Source organism: Enterobacter sp. ECC-219 (assembly GCF_043966805.1).
In the GTDB taxonomy this organism is placed as follows: Bacteria; Pseudomonadota; Gammaproteobacteria; order Enterobacterales; family Enterobacteriaceae; genus Enterobacter; species Enterobacter cloacae_N.
In genome coordinates, this window is record NZ_CP143680.1 from 552,722 (window position 1) to 578,104 (window position 25,383).

24 protein-coding genes are annotated in these 25,383 nt (G+C 56.1%); 12 read left to right on the forward strand and 12 right to left on the reverse strand.

Going from position 1 to position 25,383, the window contains the following annotated elements; all coding sequences use genetic code 11:
* Positions 1-104: 104 nt before the first annotated feature.
* From rhaD to rhaM, 3 genes are read left to right on the forward strand one after another with little or no spacing between them, the layout of a single operon-like run.
* The gene (gene rhaD, locus V1603_RS02615; protein WP_163331005.1) at positions 105-935 is read left to right on the forward strand and encodes a rhamnulose-1-phosphate aldolase; all 831 of its coding nucleotides are present in this window, start codon (positions 105-107) and stop codon (positions 933-935) included.
* A gap of 46 nt (positions 936-981) precedes the next feature.
* A complete protein-coding gene (fucO, locus tag V1603_RS02620) occupies positions 982-2,130 on the forward strand; it encodes a lactaldehyde reductase (RefSeq protein ID WP_116343758.1) in 1,149 nt (382 codons plus the stop codon).
* On the forward strand, positions 2,127-2,441 hold the full coding sequence (gene rhaM, locus V1603_RS02625) for an L-rhamnose mutarotase (RefSeq protein ID WP_163331004.1): 315 nt from the start codon (positions 2,127-2,129) through the stop codon (positions 2,439-2,441). The genes fucO and rhaM overlap by 4 nt, the downstream gene beginning before the upstream one ends.
* Here rhaM and V1603_RS02630 read toward each other — a convergent pair.
* The 4 genes from V1603_RS02630 to V1603_RS02645 form a co-directional block, all read right to left on the reverse strand.
* A complete protein-coding gene (locus V1603_RS02630) occupies positions 2,429-3,706 on the reverse strand; it encodes an MFS transporter (RefSeq protein WP_395313463.1) in 1,278 nt (425 codons plus the stop codon). The genes rhaM and V1603_RS02630 overlap by 13 nt on opposite strands.
* A 44-nt stretch (positions 3,707-3,750) precedes the next feature.
* The gene (locus V1603_RS02635; RefSeq protein ID WP_395313464.1) at positions 3,751-5,874 is read right to left on the reverse strand and encodes an alpha-galactosidase; all 2,124 of its coding nucleotides are present in this window, start codon (positions 5,872-5,874) and stop codon (positions 3,751-3,753) included.
* A 104-nt stretch (positions 5,875-5,978) separates the two neighbouring features.
* Positions 5,979-6,974 (reverse strand): LacI family DNA-binding transcriptional regulator, encoded by a 996-nt coding sequence (locus V1603_RS02640; RefSeq protein ID WP_233003664.1) that lies wholly within the window; start codon positions 6,972-6,974, stop codon positions 5,979-5,981.
* Between the two features lie 17 nt (positions 6,975-6,991).
* On the reverse strand, positions 6,992-7,540 hold the full coding sequence (locus V1603_RS02645; RefSeq protein WP_116343753.1) for a helix-turn-helix domain-containing protein: 549 nt from the start codon (positions 7,538-7,540) through the stop codon (positions 6,992-6,994).
* Positions 7,541-7,643: 103 nt separating this feature from the next.
* Here V1603_RS02645 and V1603_RS02650 point away from each other — a divergent pair, with 103 nt between their 5' ends.
* Both V1603_RS02650 and V1603_RS02655 read left to right on the forward strand, forming a co-directional pair.
* Complete coding sequence (locus V1603_RS02650) at positions 7,644-8,303, forward strand: AzlC family ABC transporter permease (protein WP_395313465.1); 660 nt, start codon at positions 7,644-7,646, stop codon at positions 8,301-8,303.
* On the forward strand, positions 8,303-8,626 hold the full coding sequence (locus V1603_RS02655) for an AzlD domain-containing protein (protein ID WP_116343751.1): 324 nt from the start codon (positions 8,303-8,305) through the stop codon (positions 8,624-8,626). The genes V1603_RS02650 and V1603_RS02655 overlap by 1 nt, the downstream gene beginning before the upstream one ends.
* Before the next feature lie 39 nt (positions 8,627-8,665).
* Here the strand turns inward: V1603_RS02655 and V1603_RS02660 are convergent, their stop codons facing one another.
* Positions 8,666-8,878: a DUF1471 domain-containing protein gene (locus V1603_RS02660; protein ID WP_023309747.1), complete on the reverse strand. Its 213-nt coding sequence runs from the start codon at positions 8,876-8,878 to the stop codon at positions 8,666-8,668.
* 114 nt (positions 8,879-8,992) lie between these two features.
* Complete coding sequence (fdhD, locus tag V1603_RS02665; protein WP_395313466.1) at positions 8,993-9,829, reverse strand: formate dehydrogenase accessory sulfurtransferase FdhD; 837 nt, start codon at positions 9,827-9,829, stop codon at positions 8,993-8,995.
* A gap of 371 nt (positions 9,830-10,200) precedes the next feature.
* On the opposite strand from fdhD, the gene fdnG reads away from it, so the two are divergent.
* The 5 genes from fdnG to V1603_RS02690 all read left to right on the forward strand — a co-directional run bounded on the left by fdnG (position 10,201) and on the right by V1603_RS02690 (position 16,960).
* Positions 10,201-13,251, forward strand: coding sequence for a formate dehydrogenase-N subunit alpha (gene fdnG, locus V1603_RS02670; RefSeq protein WP_395313467.1), 3,051 nt, complete (start codon positions 10,201-10,203; stop codon positions 13,249-13,251).
* Positions 13,252-13,263: 12 nt separating this feature from the next.
* Positions 13,264-14,166: a formate dehydrogenase subunit beta gene (gene fdxH, locus V1603_RS02675; RefSeq protein ID WP_003861960.1), complete on the forward strand. Its 903-nt coding sequence runs from the start codon at positions 13,264-13,266 to the stop codon at positions 14,164-14,166.
* Positions 14,163-14,798 (forward strand): formate dehydrogenase cytochrome b556 subunit, encoded by a 636-nt coding sequence (fdoI, locus tag V1603_RS02680; protein ID WP_008501832.1) that lies wholly within the window; start codon positions 14,163-14,165, stop codon positions 14,796-14,798. The genes fdxH and fdoI overlap by 4 nt, the downstream gene beginning before the upstream one ends.
* On the forward strand, positions 14,795-15,724 hold the full coding sequence (fdhE, locus tag V1603_RS02685; RefSeq protein WP_116343748.1) for a formate dehydrogenase accessory protein FdhE: 930 nt from the start codon (positions 14,795-14,797) through the stop codon (positions 15,722-15,724). Before fdoI ends, fdhE begins: the two co-directional genes overlap by 4 nt.
* Positions 15,725-16,039: 315 nt before the next feature.
* On the forward strand, positions 16,040-16,960 hold the full coding sequence (locus V1603_RS02690) for an alpha/beta hydrolase (protein ID WP_395313468.1): 921 nt from the start codon (positions 16,040-16,042) through the stop codon (positions 16,958-16,960).
* A gap of 8 nt (positions 16,961-16,968) precedes the next feature.
* On the opposite strand, the gene fabY is transcribed toward V1603_RS02690, so the two are convergent.
* The 6 genes from fabY to V1603_RS02720 all read right to left on the reverse strand — a co-directional run bounded on the left by fabY (position 16,969) and on the right by V1603_RS02720 (position 21,162).
* A complete protein-coding gene (gene fabY / locus V1603_RS02695) occupies positions 16,969-17,910 on the reverse strand; it encodes a fatty acid biosynthesis protein FabY (RefSeq protein WP_162875000.1) in 942 nt (313 codons plus the stop codon).
* A gap of 44 nt (positions 17,911-17,954) precedes the next feature.
* Positions 17,955-18,392 (reverse strand): D-aminoacyl-tRNA deacylase, encoded by a 438-nt coding sequence (dtd, locus tag V1603_RS02700; protein ID WP_008501836.1) that lies wholly within the window; start codon positions 18,390-18,392, stop codon positions 17,955-17,957.
* Entirely contained in the window at positions 18,389-19,270 is an 882-nt protein-coding gene (locus V1603_RS02705; RefSeq protein WP_045260235.1) for a virulence factor BrkB family protein, read from the reverse strand. The genes dtd and V1603_RS02705 overlap by 4 nt, the downstream gene beginning before the upstream one ends.
* Positions 19,264-19,863 (reverse strand): glucose-1-phosphatase, encoded by a 600-nt coding sequence (gene yihX / locus V1603_RS02710; RefSeq protein ID WP_116343744.1) that lies wholly within the window; start codon positions 19,861-19,863, stop codon positions 19,264-19,266. Before yihX ends, V1603_RS02705 begins: the two co-directional genes overlap by 7 nt.
* A gap of 88 nt (positions 19,864-19,951) precedes the next feature.
* On the reverse strand, positions 19,952-20,422 hold the full coding sequence (locus tag V1603_RS02715; RefSeq protein WP_395313469.1) for a hypothetical protein: 471 nt from the start codon (positions 20,420-20,422) through the stop codon (positions 19,952-19,954).
* On the reverse strand, positions 20,419-21,162 hold the full coding sequence (locus tag V1603_RS02720) for a winged helix-turn-helix domain-containing protein (protein ID WP_116343742.1): 744 nt from the start codon (positions 21,160-21,162) through the stop codon (positions 20,419-20,421). Before V1603_RS02720 ends, V1603_RS02715 begins: the two co-directional genes overlap by 4 nt.
* Positions 21,163-21,709: 547 nt before the next feature.
* Between V1603_RS02720 and V1603_RS02725 the strand changes: the two genes are divergently transcribed.
* On the forward strand, positions 21,710-22,327 hold the full coding sequence (locus V1603_RS02725) for a helix-turn-helix transcriptional regulator (RefSeq protein ID WP_163330998.1): 618 nt from the start codon (positions 21,710-21,712) through the stop codon (positions 22,325-22,327).
* Between the two features lie 71 nt (positions 22,328-22,398).
* Positions 22,399-25,329, forward strand: coding sequence for an autotransporter outer membrane beta-barrel domain-containing protein (locus tag V1603_RS02730; protein WP_320721005.1), 2,931 nt, complete (start codon positions 22,399-22,401; stop codon positions 25,327-25,329).
* Positions 25,330-25,383 lie beyond the last annotated feature (54 nt).

A 25,383-nucleotide genomic window follows, 5' to 3' on the forward strand; every position in this document is an offset into this window, starting at 1 on the left:
GCCCTCTCCCCAAAGGGGAGAGGGAGCAAACCATCCCCTCGCCCCTTTCGGGAGAGGGTTAGGGTGAGGGAAACTCTCACCGCGATAACTGGAAAATAAAGACTATGCAGACTATCACCCACTCCTGGTTCGTCCAGGGCATGATCAAAGCCACCTCCGACGCCTGGCTGAAGGGCTGGGACGAGCGCAACGGTGGCAACCTGACGCTGCGCCTGGACGACGCGGATATCGAACCGTTCGCGGCCGATTTCCATCAAAAACCACGCTATATTGCACTGAGTCAGCCGATGCCGCTGCTCGCGAATACACCGTTTATCGTCACCGGCTCCGGCAAGTTCTTCCGCAACGTTCAGCTTGACCCGCAGGCCAACCTCGGCGTGGTGAAAGTGGACAGCGACGGCGCGGGCTACCACATTCTGTGGGGCCTGACCGACGAGGCGGTGCCCACCTCCGAACTGCCGGCGCACTTCCTCTCCCACTGCGAGCGCATCAAGGCGACTAACGGCAAAGACCGCGTGATCATGCACTGCCACGCCACCAACCTGATTGCCCTGACCTACGTGCTGGAAAACAGCGCTGATTTCATCACCCGCAAGCTATGGGAAGGCAGTACCGAGTGTCTGGTGGTCTTCCCGGACGGGGTCGGCATTCTGCCGTGGATGGTGCCGGGTACCGACGAGATCGGCCAGGCGACCGCCAGAGATATGCAAAAACATTCGCTGGTGCTGTGGCCGTTCCACGGTGTCTTTGGCAGCGGTCCAACGCTGGATGAAACCTTCGGTCTGATCGACACCGCCGAGAAATCAGCGGAAGTGCTGGTGAAGGTTTATTCCATGGGCGGTATGAAGCAAACCATTACCCGCGAAGAGCTTATTGCGCTAGGCAAGCGCTTCGGCGTGACCCCGCTACGGTCAGCGCTGGAAATATACGCATAAACCCTCGCTGGCCGGACGGTACAGGCGATAGTTAAGGAGAATTATCATGAGCTTTATGTTGGCACTTCCAAAAATCAGCCTGCACGGTGCGGGCGCTATTGGCGACATGGTCAAGCTGATGGCGAACAAAGAGTGGGGCAAAGCGCTGATTGTCACCGATGGCCAGCTGGTGAAGCTGGGTCTGCTGGACAGTCTGTTTACCGCGCTGGATGCGCACCAGATGTCATATCAGCTATTTGACGCGGTCTTCCCCAACCCAACGGAGGCGCTGGTACAGAAGGGATTCGCGGCCTACCGGGAAGCCGCGTGTGATTATCTCATCGCCTTTGGCGGCGGCAGCCCAATTGATACCGCCAAGGCCATTAAAATCCTCACCGCCAACCCCGGTCCGTCCACCGATTATTCCGGCGTCGGCAAGGTGAAAAACCCGGGCGTGCCGCTGGTGGCGATCAACACCACCGCAGGCACGGCGGCGGAGATGACCAGCAACGCGGTGATTATTGACTCCGCACGTCAGGTGAAAGAAGTGATCATCGACCCGAACATCATCCCGGATATCGCCGTGGATGATGCCAGCGTCATGCTGGATATTCCTGCATCCGTCACCGCCGCAACGGGGATGGATGCGTTAACGCACGCCATTGAAGCCTATGTGTCCGTTGGCGCGCACCCGCTAACCGATGCCAACGCGCTGGAAGCGATTCGCCTGATAAGCCTCTGGCTGCCCAGAGCGGTCGACGACGGTCATAACCTGGACGCGCGCGAGCAGATGGCGTTTGGTCAGTATCTGGCGGGCATGGCGTTTAACAGCGCTGGTCTCGGCCTCGTGCATGCCCTGGCGCACCAGCCGGGCGCGACGCACAATCTGCCGCACGGCGTGTGCAACGCCATCCTGCTGCCGATCGTCGAAAGCTTTAATCGCCCGAACGCCGTGGCACGGTTTGCTCGCGTGGCGCAGGCGATGGGCGTCGACACGCGCGGCATGAGCGACGAAGCGGCCAGCCTGTCAGCGATTCAGGCGATTCGCGACCTGAGCGCCCGCGTCGGTATTCCGTCCGGCTTCAGCCAGCTTGGCGTCACAGAAGCCGATATCGAAGGCTGGCTGGATAAAGCCCTCGCCGACCCGTGCGCGCCATGCAACCCGCGCACCGCCAGCCGCGACGAGGTTCGCGAGCTATATCTGGAGGCATTATGATCCGTAAAGCCTTTGTCATGCAGGTAAACCCGGACGCGCACGAGGAGTACGCGCGTCGCCACAACCCCATCTGGCCCGAGCTGGAAGCGGCACTGAAAGACCACGGCGCGCACCACTATGCCATTTATCTCGACAGAGAACGTAGCCTTCTGTTTGCCACCGTAGAGATTGAATCAGAGGAGCGCTGGAACGCGGTCGCGAATACCGACGTCTGCCAGCGCTGGTGGAAACACATGCATGATGTAATGCCGTCGAACCCGGACAACAGCCCGGTGAGTGCGGAGCTTAAAGAGGTCTTTTACCTGGACTGATGTGTTAATACTGCTGCCCCCGCGGCGGCGGCAATCTCCTGCCTGCTGCTCAGCGTAAACGCCGACACCACCGTGATCGCCAGCACGAAGCAGCCCAGCATCAGATACGTCTCCTGGAAGCCGATCCGGTCATACATATTCCCGGCAAAGGCGGAGAGGAAAATTGCCGCCGACTGTTTGGCAAACTGGAAGCCAATCAGGTAGATAGTGGCCGACAGGCGAGTATCAAACACCCCGGTGATGTACTTGAACGCGCCCACCAGCAGGAACGGCACCTCCAGCGCGTGCAGCATCTTCAGGGCAATCACCTCCACGGCGGTGGTGGCGAACGACGAGCCGATAATGCGCGTCGCCATAATCACCCCGGCGATCAGCAGCGTATTTTTCGCGCCGATGCGGTTAATGATCCACGGCGAGCAGAACATGATGATAGCGTTACAGATTTCTCCGGCAGTGGTAGCAAAACCAAAGGCGCGGGTCCCCTCCTGCGGCGTGGCGAAGAAGGTTTTGAAGAAGGTGGCAAACTGCTGGTCGAAGACGTCATACACACAGGCCACGCCGATCACGTACAGAATGAACATCCACATTCTGCGCTGGCGGAACAGGTTAAAGACGGTTCTGGCGGTGATCTGCGGCTGGTTGGCGCCCAGCGCATTCATCACCTGCGCCGTCTGGTTGGGCTTTGGCTTCGCGACCACCAGCAGCAGCATCAGCAGCAGCGCCGCCGCCGATCCCATCCAGAAGACGTACGACGGGTCAATGCCGAACAGGATGCCGCCCGTTGAGGCGCACAGCCCCCAGCCGAGACAGCCAAACATGCGCGCCTTGCCGTATTCAAAGAAGCTGTTGCGGCTCACGCGTTCGATGTAGGCCTCAATCGCCCCCGATCCTGCCGAGAAAACAAAGCCGATATACAGCCCGCCGCTCAACGCGCCCAGCCAGATATTGGCTTTCAGCAGCGGCGCGAAGACGTACAGGAAGAACGGTGCGAACAGAAACAGCAGCACCGCGATGATCCACAGCAGGTGTTTTTTCAGCCCCAGCTTGTCTGAAATCACCCCCAGCACCGGCTGGAAAGCGATGGCGGACAGCGAGATACAGGAGAAAACAATCCCGGTATGGGTTTTGTTCAGGCCGATGATGTCCGACAGCCAAATCGGCAGGAACGGAAAGCAGGTGGCCATGATGAAGAAGTAGAGAAAGAAGAACAGCCCGAAGATCCAGAAGTTAGGGTTGCCTTTGTGGGTACAGGTTGTTGCGTTCATTATTTTTATCCTCAACGGAGGGCCGGCTGCCCGGCCCGTCACCCTTACACGCGTTCCACACCAATCAGAATGGCGGTTTCCGGATCCAGAATCGGCAGCGTAATGCCCGCCTGCATCAGCCATTCACCGTTCACCGTTTGCGGCGCGGCCATCCACGCCGGCAGCCTGCGCATGGTGTGCCCACCCTCACCTGTAATCTGAATATTCGGATGATCGAGCAGCGTGATGCGGTACCGGGCTCGGGCGTCCAGCCCCGGCATGCGCAGCGGCATCATCAGGGTGTAATCCGGCATCGCCAGCTGGCTAACCATAAACAGCCCTTGGGTCTTGTCTTCGCTCACTATACCCTGCGCCAGCGTGGTGGCGTCCGGCATATCGATGCGCCACTGGGTACCATGATGGATCACCTCTCGCCACTGCTTGTGTAGTGCGGCGTAATGGCGATAGCCTTCGCGCTCCTGCGCGTCCACGGTGAGCGGATCCAGTTCCAGTCCCATATGGCCAAACAGCGCCGTCAGCCCGCGGAAAGCGATGCTGTGCTGGCGAAAGGTGGCGTGGCATTTATGATGACCGATATGCGCGCCCATCACTTCCGGCGGAAAGAAGTAGCTCATGCCGCGCTGGATGGTGTTGCGCTCCAGCGCGTCGTTGTTATCAGACGCCCAGAAACGGTGGCAGCGGGTCAGCACCTCGTAATCAATACGCCCGCCGCCGGAGGAGCAGGATTCAAACTCGATGTGCGGGAAGCGCTCGCCCAGTACGTCCAGCAGGCGGTAAAACTGGCGGGTCTGGGCATCGGCTGCAGCTTTGCCACTGTGACCCGGCTGCACCAGCTCGCGGTTCATGTCCCACTTAACGTAGTCGACCGCATGTTCGCCCAGCAGCCAGCTCATGCGTTCCACCAGGTAATCAAAGGCCTCCGGGATGTTGAGATTGAGCACCAGCTGGTGTCGTCCGGTCACCTGGGGATAGCCCGGCAGCGCCAGTACCCAGTCAGGGTGCGCGCGGTACAGATCGGAATCCGGGTTGATCATCTCCGGCTCAACCCAGATGCCAAACTCCATGCCGAGCCGTTTGACGTGGTCGATCACCGGCGTCAGGCCGTTCGGGTATTTCTTCTCGTCCAGATACCAGTCACCCAGCGCCGCGTGGTCGTCGTTGCGGCCCTTGAACCAGCCGTCATCGATGATAAAGCGCTCCACGCCCAGCGCGGCGGCCTCGTCCGCCATGCGCATGATGTAGTCCGGGTCGTGGTTGAAGTAGATCCCCTCCCAGGTATTGAGATGCACCGGGCGCGGTTTGTTTTCCGGGAAGCGGATAATGTTGTCACGCAGGTAGCGGTGGAACTGCTGGCTCATACCGTTCAGGCCACGCGGGGAGTAGCTGGCATACAGGCGCGGCGTCCAGAGCGTTTCGCCTTCATCAATCGCCATTTCACCCGGCAGGTAGAGCGCTTCGGCCTGCAGATAGCGGCGACCGTCGGTTTTCGCTTCCGCGCGCAGGCGGTGGTTGCCGCTCCAGCCCAGATGCGCGCCCCAGACGTCACCCTGCATTTCGCTGAACGACGGCGTACCGGCAATCAGCGCCGGGAAGTGTTCGTGGGAGGTTTTACCCCGGCGGTTTTCAATCACAAAGCTGTCGTGATCGAGCTTTACGCGGTGCGGCTGAAATTCTCTGATCCAGCGTCCGTGGAAGGCCATCACCTCCCGGGCGCGCTCGGCCACCGGTAGCGTAACGGCGAAGCGCTCCACCTGCCACGCCTGCGATTTCAGGTTGGTTAAGCCGTGGCGCACTACCAGCACGCCGCTGGCATCCAGCGCCAGTTCGCTGGTCAGGCGCAGGCCCGCATGTTCATCTTCCGCCGTTACCGTCAGGGTTTGCGCCTGCTGCTGTACGTCGGTGGTGCTGAATACCGGGGAACCGTCCAGCCCCTGCCGGTGCCCCTCAATGCCGGGTGAGCCAAACAGACCGTGCCCCAGCTCGGCCATCAGCGTAACCGGGGAGTCCACGTCCAGCCTGCCGTTGGCAACGGGGCGTACGAGCGTCGCAGCATCCTGCGGTGAAAAGTGGTGAAGGTGTGGCCCCCAGTAAAGAATTTCGGCAAACGGGCGCGTTTTTATCACCACGTCTACCGTGCTGCTTTCAAGTCGAAATATGGCATCTTGCATAAGACATCTCCTGTCATCGGGATGTCTTGAGTGTTGATCCGAAACGTTTCGGATACAAACCAAAACGTTTCGGATCTGTGATCGGGTTTGGAATTTCGCGCGGTTTAGGCCGTCTGGCCCTGGGAGAATTCCGGCTGCCAGAGCACCTGAAGCTGCTCGATATCGCCGCCGTTAATCAGCTGACGCACCATATCGGCTATCTGTTTGCCGACGCCCTGGCGGGTGGACTGGATCACCGCCGCCACGTCGATATCGACGATGCTATCCTGAGGCAGGCCGTCATAGACCACCAGCGAGACGGCGTTGTCGCCGGATAAACGCCCCAGCTGCGCCAGCGCCATCGCCGCGCCGTCGCCGTGAGTGTTGCAGTCGGTGATGATGGCCGTGGGCGGCTGCGGCAGGGCGAGAAGCTCTTTTGTGGTGGCATACCCGACGCGGCGCGACGGGGGCATGGCGCGCAGCCACTCGCTGGAAAGCCCGGCCTCACGCAGTGCGTCCAGATAGCCCTGACGGCGTTGGGTAATGAACGCCTGATTATTACTCTCCCCCAGCAAGGCAATACGCTGATGTCCTTTTTCGATCAGCCAGCGGGTGGCCCTGTACGTACCGGCGTGATTGTCAAAATCAAACCACGCGTACGGCTGCGGGAGGTGGCTGCGCCCAAGCGCCAGGAAAGGAAAACCGGCGGCCTGCAGCTGCTCAAGACGCGGATCGTGATCCAGCGTATGCGCCACGATCAGCGCGTCGACGCGGCGGCTTTGTACCATGCGCATGTAGCTGTGCTTATCCGCCAGATCGTCGTCGGCGATGAGCAATAGGTCGATCTCATGTCGCGCCAGTTCGTGGCTAATTTCGCCGACCATGTCCATAAATACGCTGTTATTGAGCGGAACGGGATGAACCGGAAACACCAGCCCGACGGCGTCAATTTTGCCCATCTTCAGGCGGCGGGCGAAGGTATTGGGCCGGTAGCCACGGCGCTGGGCCTCCGCTTCCACGCGGGCGCGCGTCTCGGCGGAGACGTCGTCATATCCGTTGAGGGCGCGGCTGACGGTGGTGACAGACAGCCCCAGTTCTTTGGCAATGGCTTTAAGCGACATGAGTTTCCGTATCTCTGTTAGTTCTGTTCCGCCACCAGCAGCGCGTGCGTATCCGGCTCCAGCGCCTTAAAGATATGCGGCTGGTCAGCGGGGTAACAAATGTAATCCCCGGCGGCGAGTTCTTCCGCCGCGTCGATCAGGCCGACCAGGGCCCGCCCCTGCATCACAATAATATGCTCTACTGAGCCAGGAGGGTGCGGCTGAGAAATACGATCGGCACCCGGCTGGGTCATCAGAAGATAGACATCCCGACGCGCGCCAGGTGGACATGCGGCGAGCAAAATGGCTTCATAATTTGCCTGCCCGGCCACCACTTTCGTGCCTTCACCACGGCGGATCACCTGCGTGGTCGGCTGCTGCGGCTCCAGCAAGCGGGCAAAAGGAATATCCAGCGCCACGCACAGTGACCACAGCGTTTCCAGGCTCGGGTTACCGTTGCCGGATTCCAGCTGGGAAAGCGTGGATTTAGCGATCCCGGCACGGCGGGCAATTTCCGCCAGCGAAAGCCCGGTTCGCAGGCGTTCTCGCACCAGGCTTTTGGCAATCACGCTGATTGGCTGCGTCATAAAAACGGCCTCTGCTTATCTATAACGAACGAATCGTTCGTCTTGTAAAACGGTTTTGATGCGTTCATTATAATGGAAATACGTTCGATATGGCTAAAATGGTATGAAGAATTCTCTCTCTTGCCTGAAAGGCGACACGATAAAAGCAATCATCCTGGTTTGCCTCGCGGTTGGGGTCGTTGGGATGTCCTACGGCTCGCTGGCGATGGCCTACGGTTTCCCGCTCTGGGTGCCGTTTGTCCTCTCCCTCACCGTGCTGGCGGGTGCATCGGAGTTTATGTTTATCGGCATTGTGGCAAGCGGCGGCAATCCGCTGGCGGCAGCGGCCGCCGGTTTGCTGGTTAACGCGCGCCACGTGCCGTTTGGCGTGACGGTGCGTGAACTGGTGGGTAAACGGGGTTTGAGCTATCTCGGCTGTCACATCATGAACGATGAAAGCGTGGTTTTTGGCCTGTCGCAAAAAACGCCCGAGCAGCGTAAGGCAGCCTACTGGCTATGCGGCTTAGGCGTGGCGATTATCTGGCCGGTGGGCGCCCTGCTGGGTGCCATGGTCGGCAAACTGCTGCCGGCCCCGGAAACCATCGGGCTGGATGCAGTATTTCCGGCGATTTTACTGGCGTTAGTGGTACCCGCGTTTAAAAACCGTACCACGCTGATCCGCGCCTGCAGCGGTGCCGCATTATCACTGGCTGCCGTACCGTTTGCCCCGGTGGGCTTACCGGTTCTGCTCTCGTTACTCGGTCTCGCTGCGAGGAAAAAATAATGGGAAACATGACGTTTTTTATTCTTGGCATCGCCATTTTGTCTGCGGGCACGTATTTAATGCGGCTTGGCGGGGCAAAGCTGGGCAACCGGCTGGCGCTCTCTGAACGGTCTCAGGCGCTGCTTTCGGACGCGGCAACGGTATTGCTGTTTTCCGTCGCGCTGGCGACCACGTTTTACGAAGGAGAACATTTCGCCGGGATGGCGCGCGTGCTGGGCGTGGCGTTTGCGGTGTTTCTCGCCTGGCGCAAAATGCCGTTAATTGTGGTGATCGTAGCGGCGGCAGTGGTAACCGCGCTGCTGCGCGTGGCGGGCATAAACTAAAAAAGCGCCCCGGGGGCGCTCTTTCGACGGTGTGACAGCTTATTTAGTCAGTTCAGCGGTCATATGCACGCGGTTACCTGAGAACGCCTGGGTAATTTTGTAGGATGACGCGCCGGCTTCCTGAGCCTGAGCCGCGATTTTCGCTTCTGCGCCATCAATGGTTGACGCGGTTGCGGTCACGGTCTGTGCAGCGAAAGAACCGAAAGAAGTAGCCAGAGCGATTACAGCGACAAAAGTTTTGATGCTTTTCATAATATAAACCCTTTCATTAAGTTGTTTTGGTAAGGCACCGTGCCTTGATGAGATAAATACTAGACCTCATCATGAACAACTAAAAGCGGAAGGATTTGCTATTATCATTCAAAATTATTGATCAACCATTAACCGCTGCGGATGGGTATAAATCGTCGCCCTTCCCGGCTTGCAGAAGCCCACCAGCGTAAGGTTGCAGCGCTCCGCGACATCCACCGCCAGCGTGGTTGCCGCCGACACCGCAAACAGGATCTCCACGCCGCACATGGCGGACTTCTGCACCATCTCATAGCTGGCGCGGCTGGATACGAGCGCGGCCCCCTGCTGCCAGACATCGCTTTCCCGCGCACGACGGCCTAATAGTTTGTCCAGCGCGACGTGTCGACCCACGTCTTCATGCCCTCCGGCAATATCCCCCGACGGCAGCACCCACGCCGCCGCGTGCGTACAGCCGCTCAGCTGGCCGATGGGCTGTACATCGTTGAGGTGCTCAAGCGCACGGTCGAGATGCGCCAGATTAAAGGTCTGGGTAAACGGCAGTGGCACAACGGGCTTGCCAATATCATTGAGCTGCTCAACGCCACACACGCCGCAGCCGGTGCGCCCTGCCAGCGCGCGGCGGCGCTCTTTCAGCCCCATAAAGCGGCGGCTGGAAAGTTCGATTTGCACTTCAAGACCGTTGCAGGCCTGCACCACGTCCATGCCGTAGATCTCCTGCGGGTGCGCAATGATGCCTTCCGAGAGGGAAAAACCGATGGCGAACAGTTCGAGATCTTTCGGTGAAGCCATCATCACCACATGCGAAATACCGTTGTAAACGAGGGCAACGGGCACTTCTTCTGCCAGAAAATCCGGTGTGGCATGGGTAATGTGGGGCGGTCTGCGTACCGACAGTTCCACAATGCCCGCAGGCAATGGCGATGAACGGGTAGCACGGTTTTGTTTAGACACAGCGGTATTCCTGAACAACCACGGAAGTAAGCCTGCTATTGCAGCATAAACCACAGGCCTTACGCATAGTATGGATCAACTTTTCGGCACTCATTCTCCTACTCATTAAGAAGGGGTGCAACCCGGCCCCTGCTACACCCCTTTAACATGCAGAGCTTGTAGTGTGATCAGTATCACACTTTATAATCAACACAGTGATAATACGTTCACTTTGTATTAACGCCGTTAGAACAGGTATACCGACATTGTGGTATTCTGATGATATCCCTCGGAGAAATGAGGGATTAACGCAAATTTTTCTCCTTTGCGGTCAATTCTCAACCGCGAAGTTAAAACTACATATATAAGCAATGTCGAACAAGGAGTGACCCATGCAGGTCAGCAGAAGGCAGTTCTTTAAGATCTGCGCTGGCGGTATGGCAGGCACCACGGCAGCGGCACTGGGCTTTGCGCCTGGCGTAGCGCTGGCGGAAACGCGGCAGTACAAACTGCTGCGCACCCGCGAAACCCGTAACACCTGTACGTACTGCTCCGTCGGCTGTGGGCTGTTGATGTATAGCCTCGGCGACGGTGCTAAAAACGCCAAAGCGTCTATTTTCCATATCGAAGGCGACCCGGATCATCCGGTCAACCGCGGCGCATTGTGCCCGAAAGGGGCCGGTCTGGTGGACTTTATCCACTCCGAAAGCCGCCTGAAATTCCCGGAATACCGCGCGCCTGGTTCCGACAAATGGCAGCAAATCAGCTGGGAAGAGGCGTTCGACCGCATCGCAAAACATATCAAAGAAGACCGCGATGCCAACTTTATTGAGAAGAACGCCGACGGCGTCACGGTTAACCGCTGGCTCTCCACCGGGATGCTGTGTGCTTCTGCCTCCAGTAACGAAACCGGTTATTTAACCCAGAAATTTACGCGCGCACTCGGTATGCTCGCGGTCGACAACCAGGCGCGTGTCTGACACGGACCAACGGTAGCAAGTCTTGCTCCAACATTTGGTCGCGGTGCGATGACCAACCACTGGGTCGACATCAAGAACGCCAACCTCATTGTGGTGATGGGCGGTAACGCCGCTGAAGCGCACCCTGTCGGGTTCCGCTGGGCGATGGAAGCCAAAATCCACAACGGTGCGAAACTGATTGTGATCGATCCCCGCTTTACGCGTACTGCGTCAGTGGCGGATTTCTACACCCCTATTCGTTCAGGTACTGACATCACTTTCCTGTCAGGCGTATTGCTGTACCTGATGACCAACGAAAAATATAACCGCGAATACACCGAAGCCTATACCAACGCCAGCCTGATCGTGCGTGAGGATTACCACTTCGAAGATGGCCTGTTCAGCGGTTACGACGCCGAAAAACGCAAATACGACAAAACCAGCTGGAACTACGAGCTGGATGAGAAAGGCTTTGCGAAGCGCGACACCACCCTGCAACACCCGCGCTGCGTGTGGAACCTGCTGAAAGAGCACGTTTCCCGCTATACGCCGGAAGTTGTTGAAAACATCTGCGGTACGCCGAAGGCGGACTTCCTGAAGGTGTGTGAACTGATCGCCGAAACCAGCGCGAAGGACAAAACCGCGTCGTTCCTGTATGCACTCGGCTGGACGCAGCACTCCATCGGCGCGCAGAACATCCGTACCATGGCGATGGTGCAGTTGCTGCTCGGCAACATGGGGATGGCAGGCGGCGGCGTGAACGCCCTGCGCGGCCACTCCAACATTCAGGGTCTGACCGACCTCGGCCTGCTGTCTCAAAGCCTGCCGGGTTACATGAACCTGCCAAGCGAGAAACAGACCGACCTGCAGACCTACCTGACGGCCAGCACGCCAAAACCGCTGCTCGAAGGCCAGGTGAACTACTGGGGCAACTATCCGAAGTTCTTCGTCTCGATGATGAAAGCCTTCTTCGGCGACAAAGCGACGGCGGAAAACAGCTGGGGCTTTGACTGGCTGCCGAAGTGGGACAAAGGCTACGACGTTCTGCAGTATTTCGAGATGATGCACCAGGGCAAAGTGAACGGCTATCTGTGCCAGGGCTTTAACCCGGTTGCCTCGTTCCCGAACAAGAACAAGGTTGTTGAGTCTCTGTCGAAGCTGAAGTTCCTGGTAACGATTGACCCGCTCAATACCGAGACCTCAACCTTCTGGCAGAACCACGGTGAATCGAACGACGTCGATCCGTCGAAGATTCAGACTGAAGTGTTCCGTCTGCCATCGACCTGCTTCGCGGAAGAGAACGGTTCTATCGTCAACTCAGGCCGCTGGCTGCAGTGGCACTGGAAAGGCGCGGACGCCCCGGGCATCGCCATGAACGACGGCGAGATCCTGGCCGGTATCTTCTTACGCCTGCGTAAGATGTATGCGGAAGAAGGCGGCGCGACCCCGGAACCAGTGCTCAACATGACCTGGAACTACTCGACGCCGGAAAACCCTGCGCCGGAAGAAGTGGCGATGGAGAGCAACGGTAAGGCGCTGGCGGACGTTATCGACCCGGCCACCGGTACCGTGCTGGCGAAGAAAGGCGATCAGCTCAGCACCTTCGCGCACCTGCGCGATGACGGCACCACGTCAAGCGGCTGCTGGATCTTCGCCGGTAGCTGGACGCCGAAGGGCAACCAGATGGCCAACCGCGATAACGCCGACCCGTCGGGCCTCGGCAATACGCTAGGCTGGGCATGGGCGTGGCCGCTCAACCGCCGTATCCTCTATAACCGCGCATCCGCTGACCCGCAGGGCAACCCGTGGGATCCGAAGCGTCAGCTTCTGAAGTGGGACGGCGCGAAATGGGGCGGCGTGGATATTCCGGACTACAGCACTGCCGCACCGGGCAGTGACGTTGGGCCGTTTATCATGCAGCCTGAAGGGATGGGACGCCTGTTTGCTATCGATAAGATGGCGGAAGGTCCGTTCCCGGAACACTACGAGCCGTTTGAGACGCCGCTGGGCACCAACCCGCTGCACCCGAACGTGGTTTCTAACCCGGCAGCCCGTATCTTCAAGAGCGATTTTGAAGCGCTGGGTAAAAAGGACAAGTTCCCGTACGTGGGCACTACCTACCGTCTGACCGAGCACTTCCACTACTGGACCAAGCACGCGCTGCTCAACGCCATCGCGCAGCCGGAACAGTTTGTGGAGATCGGCGAGAAGCTGGCGAACAAGCTCGGCATCGCCCATGGCGATACCGTGAAGGTCTCCTCTAACCGCGGCTATATCAAAGCCAAGGCGGTGGTGACCAAGCGTATTCGCACGCTGAACGTTCACGGTCAGCAGGTGGATACCATCGGCATCCCAATTCACTGGGGCTATGAGGGCGTGGCGAAGAAAGGGTTCATTGCGAACACCCTGACGCCGTTTGTCGGCGATGCGAACACGCAGACGCCGGAGTTTAAGGCCTTCCTCGTGAACGTGGAAAAGGTGTAACGGAGACGACTTATGGCTTATCAATCTCAAGACATTATCCGTCGTTCCGCGACTAACGGTTTCACGCCCGCGCCTCAGGCGCGGGACCACCAGCAGGAAGTGGCGAAGCTTATCGACGTGACCACCTGTATCGGCTGTAAAGCCTGTCAGGTGGCCTGTTCAGAGTGGAACGACATCCGTGACGAAGTGGGTCACAACGTCGGGGTGTACGACAACCCGGCAGACCTGACCGCCAAGTCCTGGACGGTGATGCGTTTCTCGGAAGTGGAGCAGAACGACAAGCTGGAATGGCTTATCCGCAAAGACGGCTGTATGCACTGTGCGGATCCGGGCTGCCTGAAGGCATGTCCGTCAGAAGGGGCTATCATTCAGTATGCCAACGGCATCGTCGACTTCCAGTCCGAGCAGTGCATCGGCTGCGGCTACTGCATCGCCGGCTGTCCGTTCGACGTGCCGCGCATGAACCCGGAAGACAACCGCGTCTATAAATGCACGCTGTGCGTTGATCGCGTTAACGTGGGCCAGGAGCCTGCATGCGTGAAGACCTGCCCAACCGGCGCTATCCACTTTGGCTCCAAAGAGGATATGAAAACGCTGGCGGCAGAGCGCGTGGGCGAGCTGAAAACACGTGGTTACGATAACGCGGGCCTGTACGATCCGGCCGGGGTTGGCGGTACGCACGTCATGTACGTGCTGCACCACGCCGACAAGCCGAACCTGTATCATGGCCTGCCGGAGAACCCGGAAATCAGCGCCACCGTGAAGTTCTGGAAAGGCATCTGGAAACCGCTGGCAGCGGTCGGTTTTGCTGCCACCTTCGCAGCGAGCATCTTCCACTACGTCGGCGTTGGTCCGAACCGCGCGGAAGAGGAAGACGACAACCTGCATGAAGAGAAAGACGAGGTGCGCAAATGAGAAAACGTGACACCATCGTGCGCTACACCGCACCGGAACGCATCAACCACTGGGTCACCGCCTTCTGCTTCATGCTGGCGGCGATAAGCGGGCTGGGGTTCTTCTTCCCGTCCTTCAACTGGCTGATGCAGATCATGGGGACACCACAGCTGGCGCGTATTCTGCACCCGTTTGTGGGCGTCATCATGTTCGCGTCGTTTATCATCATGTTTTTCCGCTACTGGCACCATAACCTAATCAATCGGGATGATATCTTTTGGGCGAAGAATATTCGTAAGATCGTCGTCAACGAGGAAGTAGGTGATACCGGGCGTTATAACTTCGGCCAGAAATGCGTATTCTGGGCGGCGATTATCTTCCTGGTCCTGTTGCTGGTGAGCGGCGTGATCATCTGGCGTCCGTACTTTGCGCCTGCTTTCTCAATCCCGGTGATCCGATTCGCGCTGATGCTGCATTCATTTGCCGCAGTGGCGTTAATTGTGGTTATCATGGTGCATATTTACGCCGCCCTCTGGGTGAAAGGCACCATTACCGCGATGGTGGAAGGATGGGTAACCAGCACGTGGGCGAAGAAACATCACCCGCGCTGGTACCGAGAGGTCCGCCAGAAACAGGAAAAGTCATCTGAATGAGTATTCGCATAATCCCGCAAGATGAGCTGGGGTCGAGCGAGAAACGCACGGCGGAGTATATTCCGCCGTTGTTATTCCCCAGACTCAAGAACCTCTACAACCGCCGCGCAGAGCGTCTGCGCGAGCTGGCAGAGAACAACCCGCTGGGCGATTTTCTGCGTTTTGCCGCGCTGGTCGCCCACGCGCAGGAAGTGGTGCTATACGACCACCCGCTGCAAATGGATCTGACCGCGCGCATCAAAGAAGCCAACGCGCAGGGCAAGCCGCCGCTGGACATTCACGTCCTGCCACGCGACAAGCACTGGCATAAACTGCTGCATTCGCTGATTGCCGAGCTGAAGCCGGAGATGAGCGGCACGGCGCTGGCGGTCATTGAGAATCTGGAAAAAGCCTCTGACCTGGAGCTGGAAGAGATGGCGAGCGCGCTGTTTGCCTCCGACTTCTCGCTGGTCAGCAGCGATAAAGCACCGTTTATCTGGGCTGCGCTGTCGCTCTACTGGGCGCAAATGGCGAGCCTGATCCCGGGCAAAGCCCGCGCCGAATACGGCGAGGCGCGCCAGTTCTGCCCGGTCTGCGGCTCCATGCCGGTATCAAGCATGGTGCAAATCGGCACCACTCAGGGGCTGCGCTACCTGCACTGCAACCTGTGTGAAACCGAGTGGCACGTGGTGCGCATCAAGTGCAGCAACTGCGAGCAGACCCGCGACCTGAACTACTGGTCGCTGGAAAATGAAGAAGCGGCGGTGAAAGCGGAAAGCTGCGGCGACTGCGGGACCTACCTGAAGATTCTGTATCAGGAAAAAGACCCGAAAGTCGAAGCGGTGGCCGACGATCTCGCCTCGCTGATTCTGGACGCGAAAATGGAGCAGGAGGGCTTTGCCCGCAGCTCGATTAACCCGTTCCTGTTCCCGGGTGAAGGGGAGTAATCTCCTGTGACAGTGCCGGGCGGCGCGCGCTTGCCCGGCCTACAACTCGACAGCAATACCAGCCATCTTATATGCCAGATGCTCTTCAGCCCGTAGTCCTGGATCCGTCTAAAGACGCGTTATCGCTTTAGCATCGCTTCCACGACAAATCTCAGGCAACATCCGCACTTTATGTCTGTGACGAAGGCAGATAATAAAAAAGCTCTCGCCTTTGCGAGCCTCTTTCCAGATTTTTATCCTCGACAATTTTCTTATTTTCTTTTGAATCAAACCAGGTTATAAAACTGTATATCCATACAGTTAAAGGGAATTCTTATGGCACTGGAACAGGGTATTGCACAGCTGGTTCAGGGATTTATCGCTGCAGGTCGGCCCTCGTCGCGTCGCCAGAGCATTGAGGTGCGACGAGCAGGCTATATTGCCAGTACGGGGCTTGCCGGGGAGACCGAAACGCGCGTTCAGGTTGAAACGCTTGTTCTTGAAGGTCTTACCATTCGGGTATTTTCACCTCTTAATGCGCCTGAAATATTGCCTGCTGCCATCTACTATCACGGTGGATGCTTTATCAGTGGCGGCTTTGATACCCATGATAACCAGCTCCGCCAGTTAGCCTGCTACGGCAATTGTCGGGTAATTGCAATTCAGTACAGGCTGGCGCCGGAGCATACCTTCCCCGCCGCACATGACGATGCGGAAAGAGGTGCGAATCTGGTCTGGCAGTATGCAGACGAATTAGGCGTAGATAAGAACCGGCTGACCCTCTGTGGAGACAGCGCAGGAGGACATCTTGCGCTGGTGACGGCGCTGCGGCTTAAGGCTAAAGGGCTGTGGCAGCCTGTACAGCTTATTCTTATCTACCCCATGCTCGACGCCACGGCCAGTTTTGAAAGCTATACCCTCAACGGCATGGATTACGTGATCACTCGCGATACCCTGCTGAGCGGCTATGAAATATATCTGGCTGGAACCGACCGTAAGCATCCTGAGGTTAGCCCGCTGTGGCGGGAAGACTTCAGCGGCCTGCCAGCTGTCCATATCGTTACCGCTGAGTACGATCCGTTATGCGATGAGGGGGAGGCGCTGTTTCAACGCCTCACGGAGCAAGGGGTGGCGTGTACCGCTCAGCGATGGCTGGGGGTCATCCATGGCTTCTTTCAGCTTGGCGGCATTAGCCAGTCTGCGCGAGACGTTATGAGGGATATCGCCGGGCGGATTCAGCATGCCCGGGGAGCGTGAACAGGAGATCACTCCTCCTCGTTCCCACCCTCTTCATACGCACCGTACGGCTTCGCAGGGAGAACGATATAGGTGCCTTCAAACACCGCGCCCGGCGTTTCATCGCCGAACAGCTCAACCTGCATCTGCACGCGTGCTTTTCGGCCACGCGCCAGACGGTCAAGATCACCACCCAGCGCGCCAAGGTCCGCCACCGCGCTCGGCTTGCCGCTTATCGGTGCGCTATAGCGAATGTGGGCATCAGCCAGAATAATGGTGCCGCCGAGATGCCGCTCGCGCAGCATTAGCCAGATCAGCCCCCAACCGGTGAGCGTCGCCAGGGAAAACAGACTGCCGGCAAACAGGGTGTGGTGAGGGTTCTGATTGCCGGTTTCCGGCATGGTGGTAATGAATTTTTGCCCGGTGTACTGCTGGATGCGCACGCCCATTTTTTCACTCAGAGGGATGTGTTCATACCAGGCCTGCTGCAGCTGCCCGCACCAGTCCGCGCGATGGAGAATGTCGTCCAGCGTGGCGATGGGTTTGATCATCAAAAAGTGACGAATCGGCGTGGTTTGCGGAGCGGTAATTTCACCCTGGTTAACAAAACCAAGTTTGGCAAAGAACTCTACAGCATCTTCGCGGGCGCTACAGGTGACGCGCTTAACGCCTTCCTGACGGGCGACGGACTCCAGGGTCATCGCCATTAACGTCCCCAGACCTTTGTCCTGCACGGAGGGATGAACCGCCATAAAGCGAATAGAGGCTTCGTTATCGGCGTTGATATACAAACGCCCGACGGCAACAAGGTTGCCCTCTTCGTCCATCACCATCTGATGGTGGGCCATCGCGTCCCAGGCATCGCGTTCAGAGCCTTTTGGCTGATGCAGTGGCTTGCGCAGCATTTCCCAGCGGAACTGGTAATACGCGTCTAACTCTTCTTCCGTTTGCGGTACTCGAAGGTGATACATAGCTGTACTCTCTCTTGTTACCCGCGGCCACGCCGCTAGTTGGCTCATACCTGGAGCCAGAATGTGACGGGGCCATCGTTCACCAGCGAGACCTGCATATCTGCAGCGAATCGTCCGGTTTGCGTATTCATTTCCTGTTGGCGACAACGCTCAACAAAGTACTCGTAAAGTGCTTCTGCACGATCCGGCGCGGCGCCTTTAGAGAAACTCGGGCGCATGCCGCGCTCGGTATCCGCTGCCAGCGTAAACTGGGAAACCACCAGCACGCTCCCGCCCGCCTGCTGGACGTTCAGGTTCATCTTGCCTTCCGCATCGCTGAATATGCGGTAGCCCAGCACGCGCTCGCATAAGCGGTTAGCTTTTTGTTCGTCATCATCCTTTTCGACACCTAACAACACCAAAAGTCCTGGGCCAATTTCACCCGTCACCTCTCCCTCCACGGTGACGCTGGCACGGGTTACGCGCTGTATCAATGCAATCATGGTTGGTCTGCTTCTAATTGTTTTTCAGCTTCTGCTGCTTTTTTAAGTTCGCGGTATACGCCGAGAGTGACAGTTATTTCGGCGCCAAGCAAGACGATACACCAGGTCCAGTAAACCCAGACAAACAAAATGGGGATCACCGCCAGCACGCCGTAAATCAGCTGATAAGAGGGGAACATGGTGATGTAAAGGGCAAACCCTTTTTTACCCAGTTCAAAAAGCACTGCCGCCACCAGCGCCCCAACTACCGCATCTCGGTTAGGCACGCGCGTGGTCGGTACAACGCTATAGAGCAGCCAGAACGAGAGCCATGACAGGATCAGCGGAAAAATACGCAGCACATTATCAATTACGCTGTTTAAATCACTCGCCCAGCGCAAGGAGAGAAGATATGAGCTGATTGCCAGACTCGCCCCGGCCAGCAATGGCCCCAGCGTTAAGATCATCCAGTAAACGGCAAAGGAATAGACCTTAGGACGGATTTTTTTGCTTCGCCAGATGGTGTTAAGCGCGCTGTCGATGGAGTACATCAGCAGCAGCGCGGTAACGATAAGGCCGCACGCCCCCACCGCCGTCATCTTGCTGGAGTTGGCAACAAACTGCTCGATGTAGTTCTGGATAACATCCCCGGTGGCCGGGATGAAGTTCGCGAAGACGAAATGGCGAAGCTGCAGGCTGACGTCCGCAAACATCGGGAAGGCGGAAAAGAGCGCAAAGATAACCGCCACCAGCGGCACTAACGAGAGCAACGACACGTAGGCGAGGTTACCCGCCAGCGTGGTCATGTTGTCCTCATCAATACGGTGCCAGAGCAGCTTCAGCCAGGCCCTCAGTGGGCGAGTATGATGCGTGGCTTTTTGATGAACGGTTTTTAGCATAACTGCTTCGCAAAATAGTTCGGTATCGTCTCTTTTCCGGTCACCAGAATTGACGTGATACCCAACTGGTTAGCTCCCTCTATATTATCGGCGTTGTCGTCGAAAAAGACCGCATCGGCCGCGGTGAATCCTTCTGCCTGCAGAACAGCCTGATAAATTCGCGCTTCAGGCTTACGCATACCCATCTCTTGCGAAAGATAGATTTTATCTGCCGCCGCCTTAACCTCGGGGTATTCCTCCGGCCAGAAGGTGGTGTGCAGGCGGTTGGTGTTCGACAACACCACCACCCGATGCCCCTGCTCGCGCAGTTTGTGCATAATGTCGATCACCTCAGGCCGGATGGCGACAAATACCGCCTGCCAGCCATGGGAAAACTGTTCATAGCTTAACGAAAGCCCCATCTCCTGGCAGAAGCGTTCAGCAAACGCTTCATCGCCGATCTCGCCGCGCTCATGCTGATGGAAAGTCTCACCCATCGCAAAATTCTGCTTTAACGTCGCCAGCGGAACACGGCTAAAGTCGCTCCAGGCACCCAGCACCCGGTTAAAATCGATATCGACGATTACGTTTCCTAAGTCAAAGATATAAAGCATGTTTATCTCCTGCTCGCCGTGGAGAAGTAACTGTAGCGGGAATCACGAGATTTGACTATGCGTGCCGTCTAAGGTGTGCGATCGATTTTTACGGCGCGTTTTTACGACAGTACAGCGAAGGGACGTTTGACGCGGCAAAAAGCCAGGCTCCGCGATACTCATCAATCATCAGGCTCAGATCTCTTCCTGGCGTGCGATAAAAGCCCGGCAGGGTTGCATTGATATCGGTCTCATCCGCCCTATCAGCAAAGGTTTTAACAATACGATCGTTATTTAATACACGCGAATTCTGATGATAGCTGTAGTGGAAATAGATGGTACGGTTAACTTCAGAAACCGCGTGACCAAACAATTTACCGTTAATGACAGCAGTTCCTTCCCTATGCTGCATTCGCCAGGAAACGGTACCTACAAACCGGTTTTTGCCGATCGTCCACTCTACATCACCTGTACAGCGTATCGGCTTACTTGAAAAATGCGAATACGCTAACCAGCCGCTGGTAATAGCAGCCCCCAGAAACGCCCCCAGCAAAATAATACGATTCCCGAGTATCTTCATTGCTCATGCGCCCAAAAATAATGCGTGGTACATAACGCCGTCGCGTCATGTCGCGCATCGTTATTACAGACAAATGCCGCGATTCGCTCCGTTTTACTATAGCCGATGAGAAAAACGTACCGGTTCTCGGCACACAGGGCAGGATAATTCTTTAACAAGCGCAGGTAATGGTCCTGCATAGGTTCATTAGGTGCATAAAAGGGCTGGCAGGGGCCGACCTTGCTGCCCGTTGAGAGCGGAATATAATTACTGAACGGCATCGTCAGGCGGTGTTTATATAACACCACTCCGTTGATAAGTACGATCAGTAAAAGCACAGTGGTGGTAATGATCAACCAAACCGGTCTCTGTATCACGGTGTCAGCGACTGTTTCCTCGTCTTTATTGACTATCACCGCCTCAGTGGTTGGGGTAAATACCTCAACGTGGGTTGTTTTGGAAAGCATCAGCCCACGACGCGAAATCGTTTTAACGGTATCACGCGGTAACCCCACCTCAGCCAGCGCATTGCGCAAAGTCAAAATGGCCTGATAAAAGGTATTTGGGGTAGTAACGTCATTACGCTCCCCCCATCCCACCACCATTAACTGATTTTGCGAAATAATTTCTCCGGGATGGGTAACGAGATAAAGAAAACAGAGATTAGCAGGAAGCTGCAATTGTATCGTGCGCCCGGATATGGGATTCGCCAGGGTTTTGTTTTCCGGATCATACTCGACCAGTTTGTTAATGAGATACAATTTTACTTTCCTCAGCAATAACAATATTTAATCCTAAACACCCTAAATACTTACGAATATTTAACAACAGTATAGGTCACGATGATTAGGGTGCGAGAACACCATACCTAAGATTAAAATCAAACTATTATTTTTCAAACAGTTACATTGATGTTTTCTTAGGTGAGTCTCAGCTAAACCCACATAATGAGATTTCATTACACTTCGCCAGGCCGAATAATTATATTGAGTTCCACATTGAGAAGAGACTGACGTCCAGGCAGATCGAGGAGAAGAATCTTTAGCTATTAGTGCTATTCCCTGAATCTTCTTCCAGGCTTTTTTTTGCCGAATAATCTTAAAGGATTGATGAATATTCCTGGATTATGTCTGGCTACTGATGTTATGCCGTTATGGCTACAGCCTGACAAAATAGATACCGCCAGGAATTTATTTTAACTGCCGCTATTTTTTATAAACACGTCAGGATCCCTGGATATGTTTCAAGATTGACACATTTGAAAGGCAGTGAAATATTGACAATGAAAATAAGACAGGAGTGGGCTGGATGATAACGTCGTCGCAAAAGGTTGTCCGCTGCATAAGCTGTGAACTGTCCTGTCAGTTATTCCCGGATAACGCAGTGCGCTCACAATACTGTGGTAACGCTTCGTTTGCAGTTTGGCCGATTGGTAATCATTTCTTGCAACTTGCGGTAGCAAATAAAATATTGCGGGGAAACAAGAATCACTTATTACGTGGGTTTATTTTTGTAGATTTTTCGATGTACAACCTGCGCGTACTTGCCGATCCGCAATGGATTGAGCATCTGGCGATAACTAACATGCACATCGTTCTTATCTCGGACCGCAAGCTGGAGGCATTGGCTAATTACTTATTCGCTCATCATGATGAAATAAAGGGAATTATTTATTCAGATGACAATGACGCTGTATTACAGGAAAAAATTAACCACCTCTTTTCCGGCAGACGTGTGAACAGTAGACGAGGAAACACCCTGAATACTGTTGAATTCACTTTGCTTAACAGATTTATGTCAGGAGTGTGCCTCCAGGAGATAATAAAAAAAGACAGCATTGATGTGAAAAAAATTTATGTTCATAAAATACGATTAGAGAGGAAGTTAGGTACCAGCATTCATAAAATACTCGTTTCTGTTTTGTAATTTCATCTCCTTAACATACCCACATTTAATGGTGTGGAGGATGTTCTACGCCTGAAAGAAAGGGGGCAGTTATGCCATATATAATGAAACATTCACCTGTCGCCGTTGCGATTTCGCTGGCGCTATCGTCAGCGCTATTTACCGCAAATGCAGCAGTTATTGATTTTGCTAATTTACCTGCCTCCGGAGCGGTAACGGATTTGCCTGCAGAAATACAGGCGCTGATTCCTGCAACGGCAAACGCAAACTTTAGCAAAAATACCAGCGATCCTAACTATGTCTACCAGTACAGCCCAGGCAATATTCCCATCTACGGAGATGGGATCACCCTTGACGGGCCGGGAGCGGAAGCCTTCGAGCACTCCGTGACCGTTATTCAGAACTCCACGTCCGGCAGCCCGGGGGTGATATTTGGTGACGACCTGACTATTCGTACCCAGTCAAAAGTGGCCGCCAATAACGGTAAAGATGTCGACGGTATTCGTACCCATGGTATGAACACGCCGAATAACCCGGTGTTTATCATTACCGGCGACCGCACCCACATTTACGTGAATGGCCAAAGCGGCGATGGCATTAATGCAGGGTACAGTTCCTTCAGTCAGGGCTCTCTCGGCTCCGCCAATATTTATGTGGGTGACGATCTTTATATCGAAACCACTGGCAGTACCGGTCGCGGCATTAGCGCCTATGCCTTGAATGACGCTTCTAAGGCAAAAAATAACGTTATCGTCGGCGATCGTGCGCATATAGTCACGCGTGGTACCTATGCCGAGGGCATCCGAACCAATCAGAGCGGATCGTACGTCCGTCTGGGCAATGAAGCCATTCTCGAAACGTACGGCGCATCGGCCTACGGCCTGTATGCGGGCTCGGCGTCAAAAATTGAGCTCGGAAAAAGCGCGAACATTACCACCGACGCGGCCAGTGCCTCCGGCGTGTACTCTACCGGCTCGTCAACCATCACCCTTGATGAAGGCGCAACCATCACCACCAACGGTGCCAGCGCGCATGGCATCTACGCTTACACAGCAGCGGTGAATGTGGGAGATAACGTCACTGTTGCGGTAAATAGCAGCGAGAAAACCAGCAGCTCCGCCCAGGCGCCGCACGGGATGTATGCCTGGTCACGCGGCGTGATAACGCTCGACGGCGGGGCAACCATTACCACCGCAGGCCAGCGCGACAACGGTAGCTATGCTCTGAACGCCAGCAATGGCGGAATTATTGATGCCTCCGCAGGCGGAAAATTCATCCTTAACGGCGATATCCTTGCCGCAGGTGGCGTGGCGGCCAACAGCACCCTTCCGGCACAAAACAGTACCATTACGCTGACAATGGAGAACAGCTCGCTGTGGAACGGAGCGTCTTATATAGAGAGCAACGCCGCCGGCACCGGGACTATCGCGCTTACGATGAATGACGCCGTGTGGAATATGCGTGACAGCTCCACGGTGACCAGCCTGACGCTGAATGCGGGCGGCACGATAAATTTCCAGCACGATGAAGACACGGCCTGGCAAACCCTGACCATCAATGAGGATTACATCGGCAACGGCGGCAAGCTGGTTTTCAATACCGTGCTGTCTGATGATACCTCTGAAACCGACAAGCTGATTGTTGAAGGAAATACGTCCGGTCATACCGCGGTTGACGTGAACAATATTGGCGGTGCTGGCGCACAAACCGTTGAAGGGATTGAAATTGTCAGCGTTGGCGGCAACTCAGCGGGGACGTTTGAGAAGGCCAGCCGTATCGTAGCGGGGGGTTATGACTATAACGTTGTGCAGAAAGGTAAGAACTGGTTTCTGACCAGCCTGGTTGAACCCGTTGACCCACCGGTCGACCCGGTAGATCCCCCTGTTGACCCGGTAGACCCACCGGTAGACCCCGTCGACCCGCCTGTTGACCCGGTGGATCCACCTGTCGACCCCGTAGACCCACCAGTCGACCCTGTCGATCCACCCGTCGACCCGGTGATTCCGCCGCAAGAACCGGTACCACCTGCCGCGCCGCCGAAAAGCGAGCATCAGTATCGCCCGGAATTCGGCAGCTATCAGGCGAACAGCTATGCGGCAAATACGCTGTTTATGACCCGCCTGCACGATCGCCTGGGTGAAACGCAGTACACCGACATGCTCACCGGCGAGCAAAAAGTGACGAGCCTGTGGATGCGTAACGTCGGCGGACATACGCGCTTCAAAGACGGCAGCGGCCAGCTAAAAACAACGGCCAACCGCTATGTGCTGCAGCTGGGTGGTGATATCGCTCAGTGGAGCAGCGACGGCCTGGATCGGTGGCATCTTGGCCTGATGGCGGGCTACGGCAACAGCCAGAGCCGGAGCGCTTCCAGCCTGACCGGATACCACTCACGCGGCGAAGTAAATGGCTATAGCGTAGGTTTGTACGGTACCTGGTACGCAAACGAAGCCGATAAAAGCGGCACCTACGTTGACAGCTGGGTGCTGTATAACTGGTTTGACAATAAGGTCATGGGGCAGGATCAGGCCACTGAGAATTATCGCTCCAGCGGTGTGACCGCCTCTGTCGAAGCAGGCTACAGCGTTAAGGTGGGTGAAAGCGGCCGCAACAGCTACTGGATCCAGCCGAAGGCGCAGGCCGTTTGGATGGACGTGCAGGCTGACGACCATCGCGAACGTAACGGTACGCGGGTGAAAGACGAAACTCAGGGGAACCTGATGACACGTCTTGGCGTGAAGGCCTACATCAGCGGACATAACGCGATGGATGACGGTAAATCACGCACCTTCCAGCCGTTTATCGAGGCGAACTGGATCCACAATACCCAGACCACGCGCATTCGCATGGATGACGTTAGCAATGAGATGCGCGGTGCACGCAATATTGGTGAGTTAAAGACAGGCGTAGAGGGGCAGATTACGCCGCAGCTTAGCGTCTGGGGCAATGTGGCTCAGCAGATTGGCGACAAAGGCTACAGCGATACGCAGGGGATGCTTGGGGTGAAATACAGCTTCAAGTAACAACAAAAAAGCCGCTGAGGGATCAGCGGCTTTTTTTACTACGGATTGACCGTA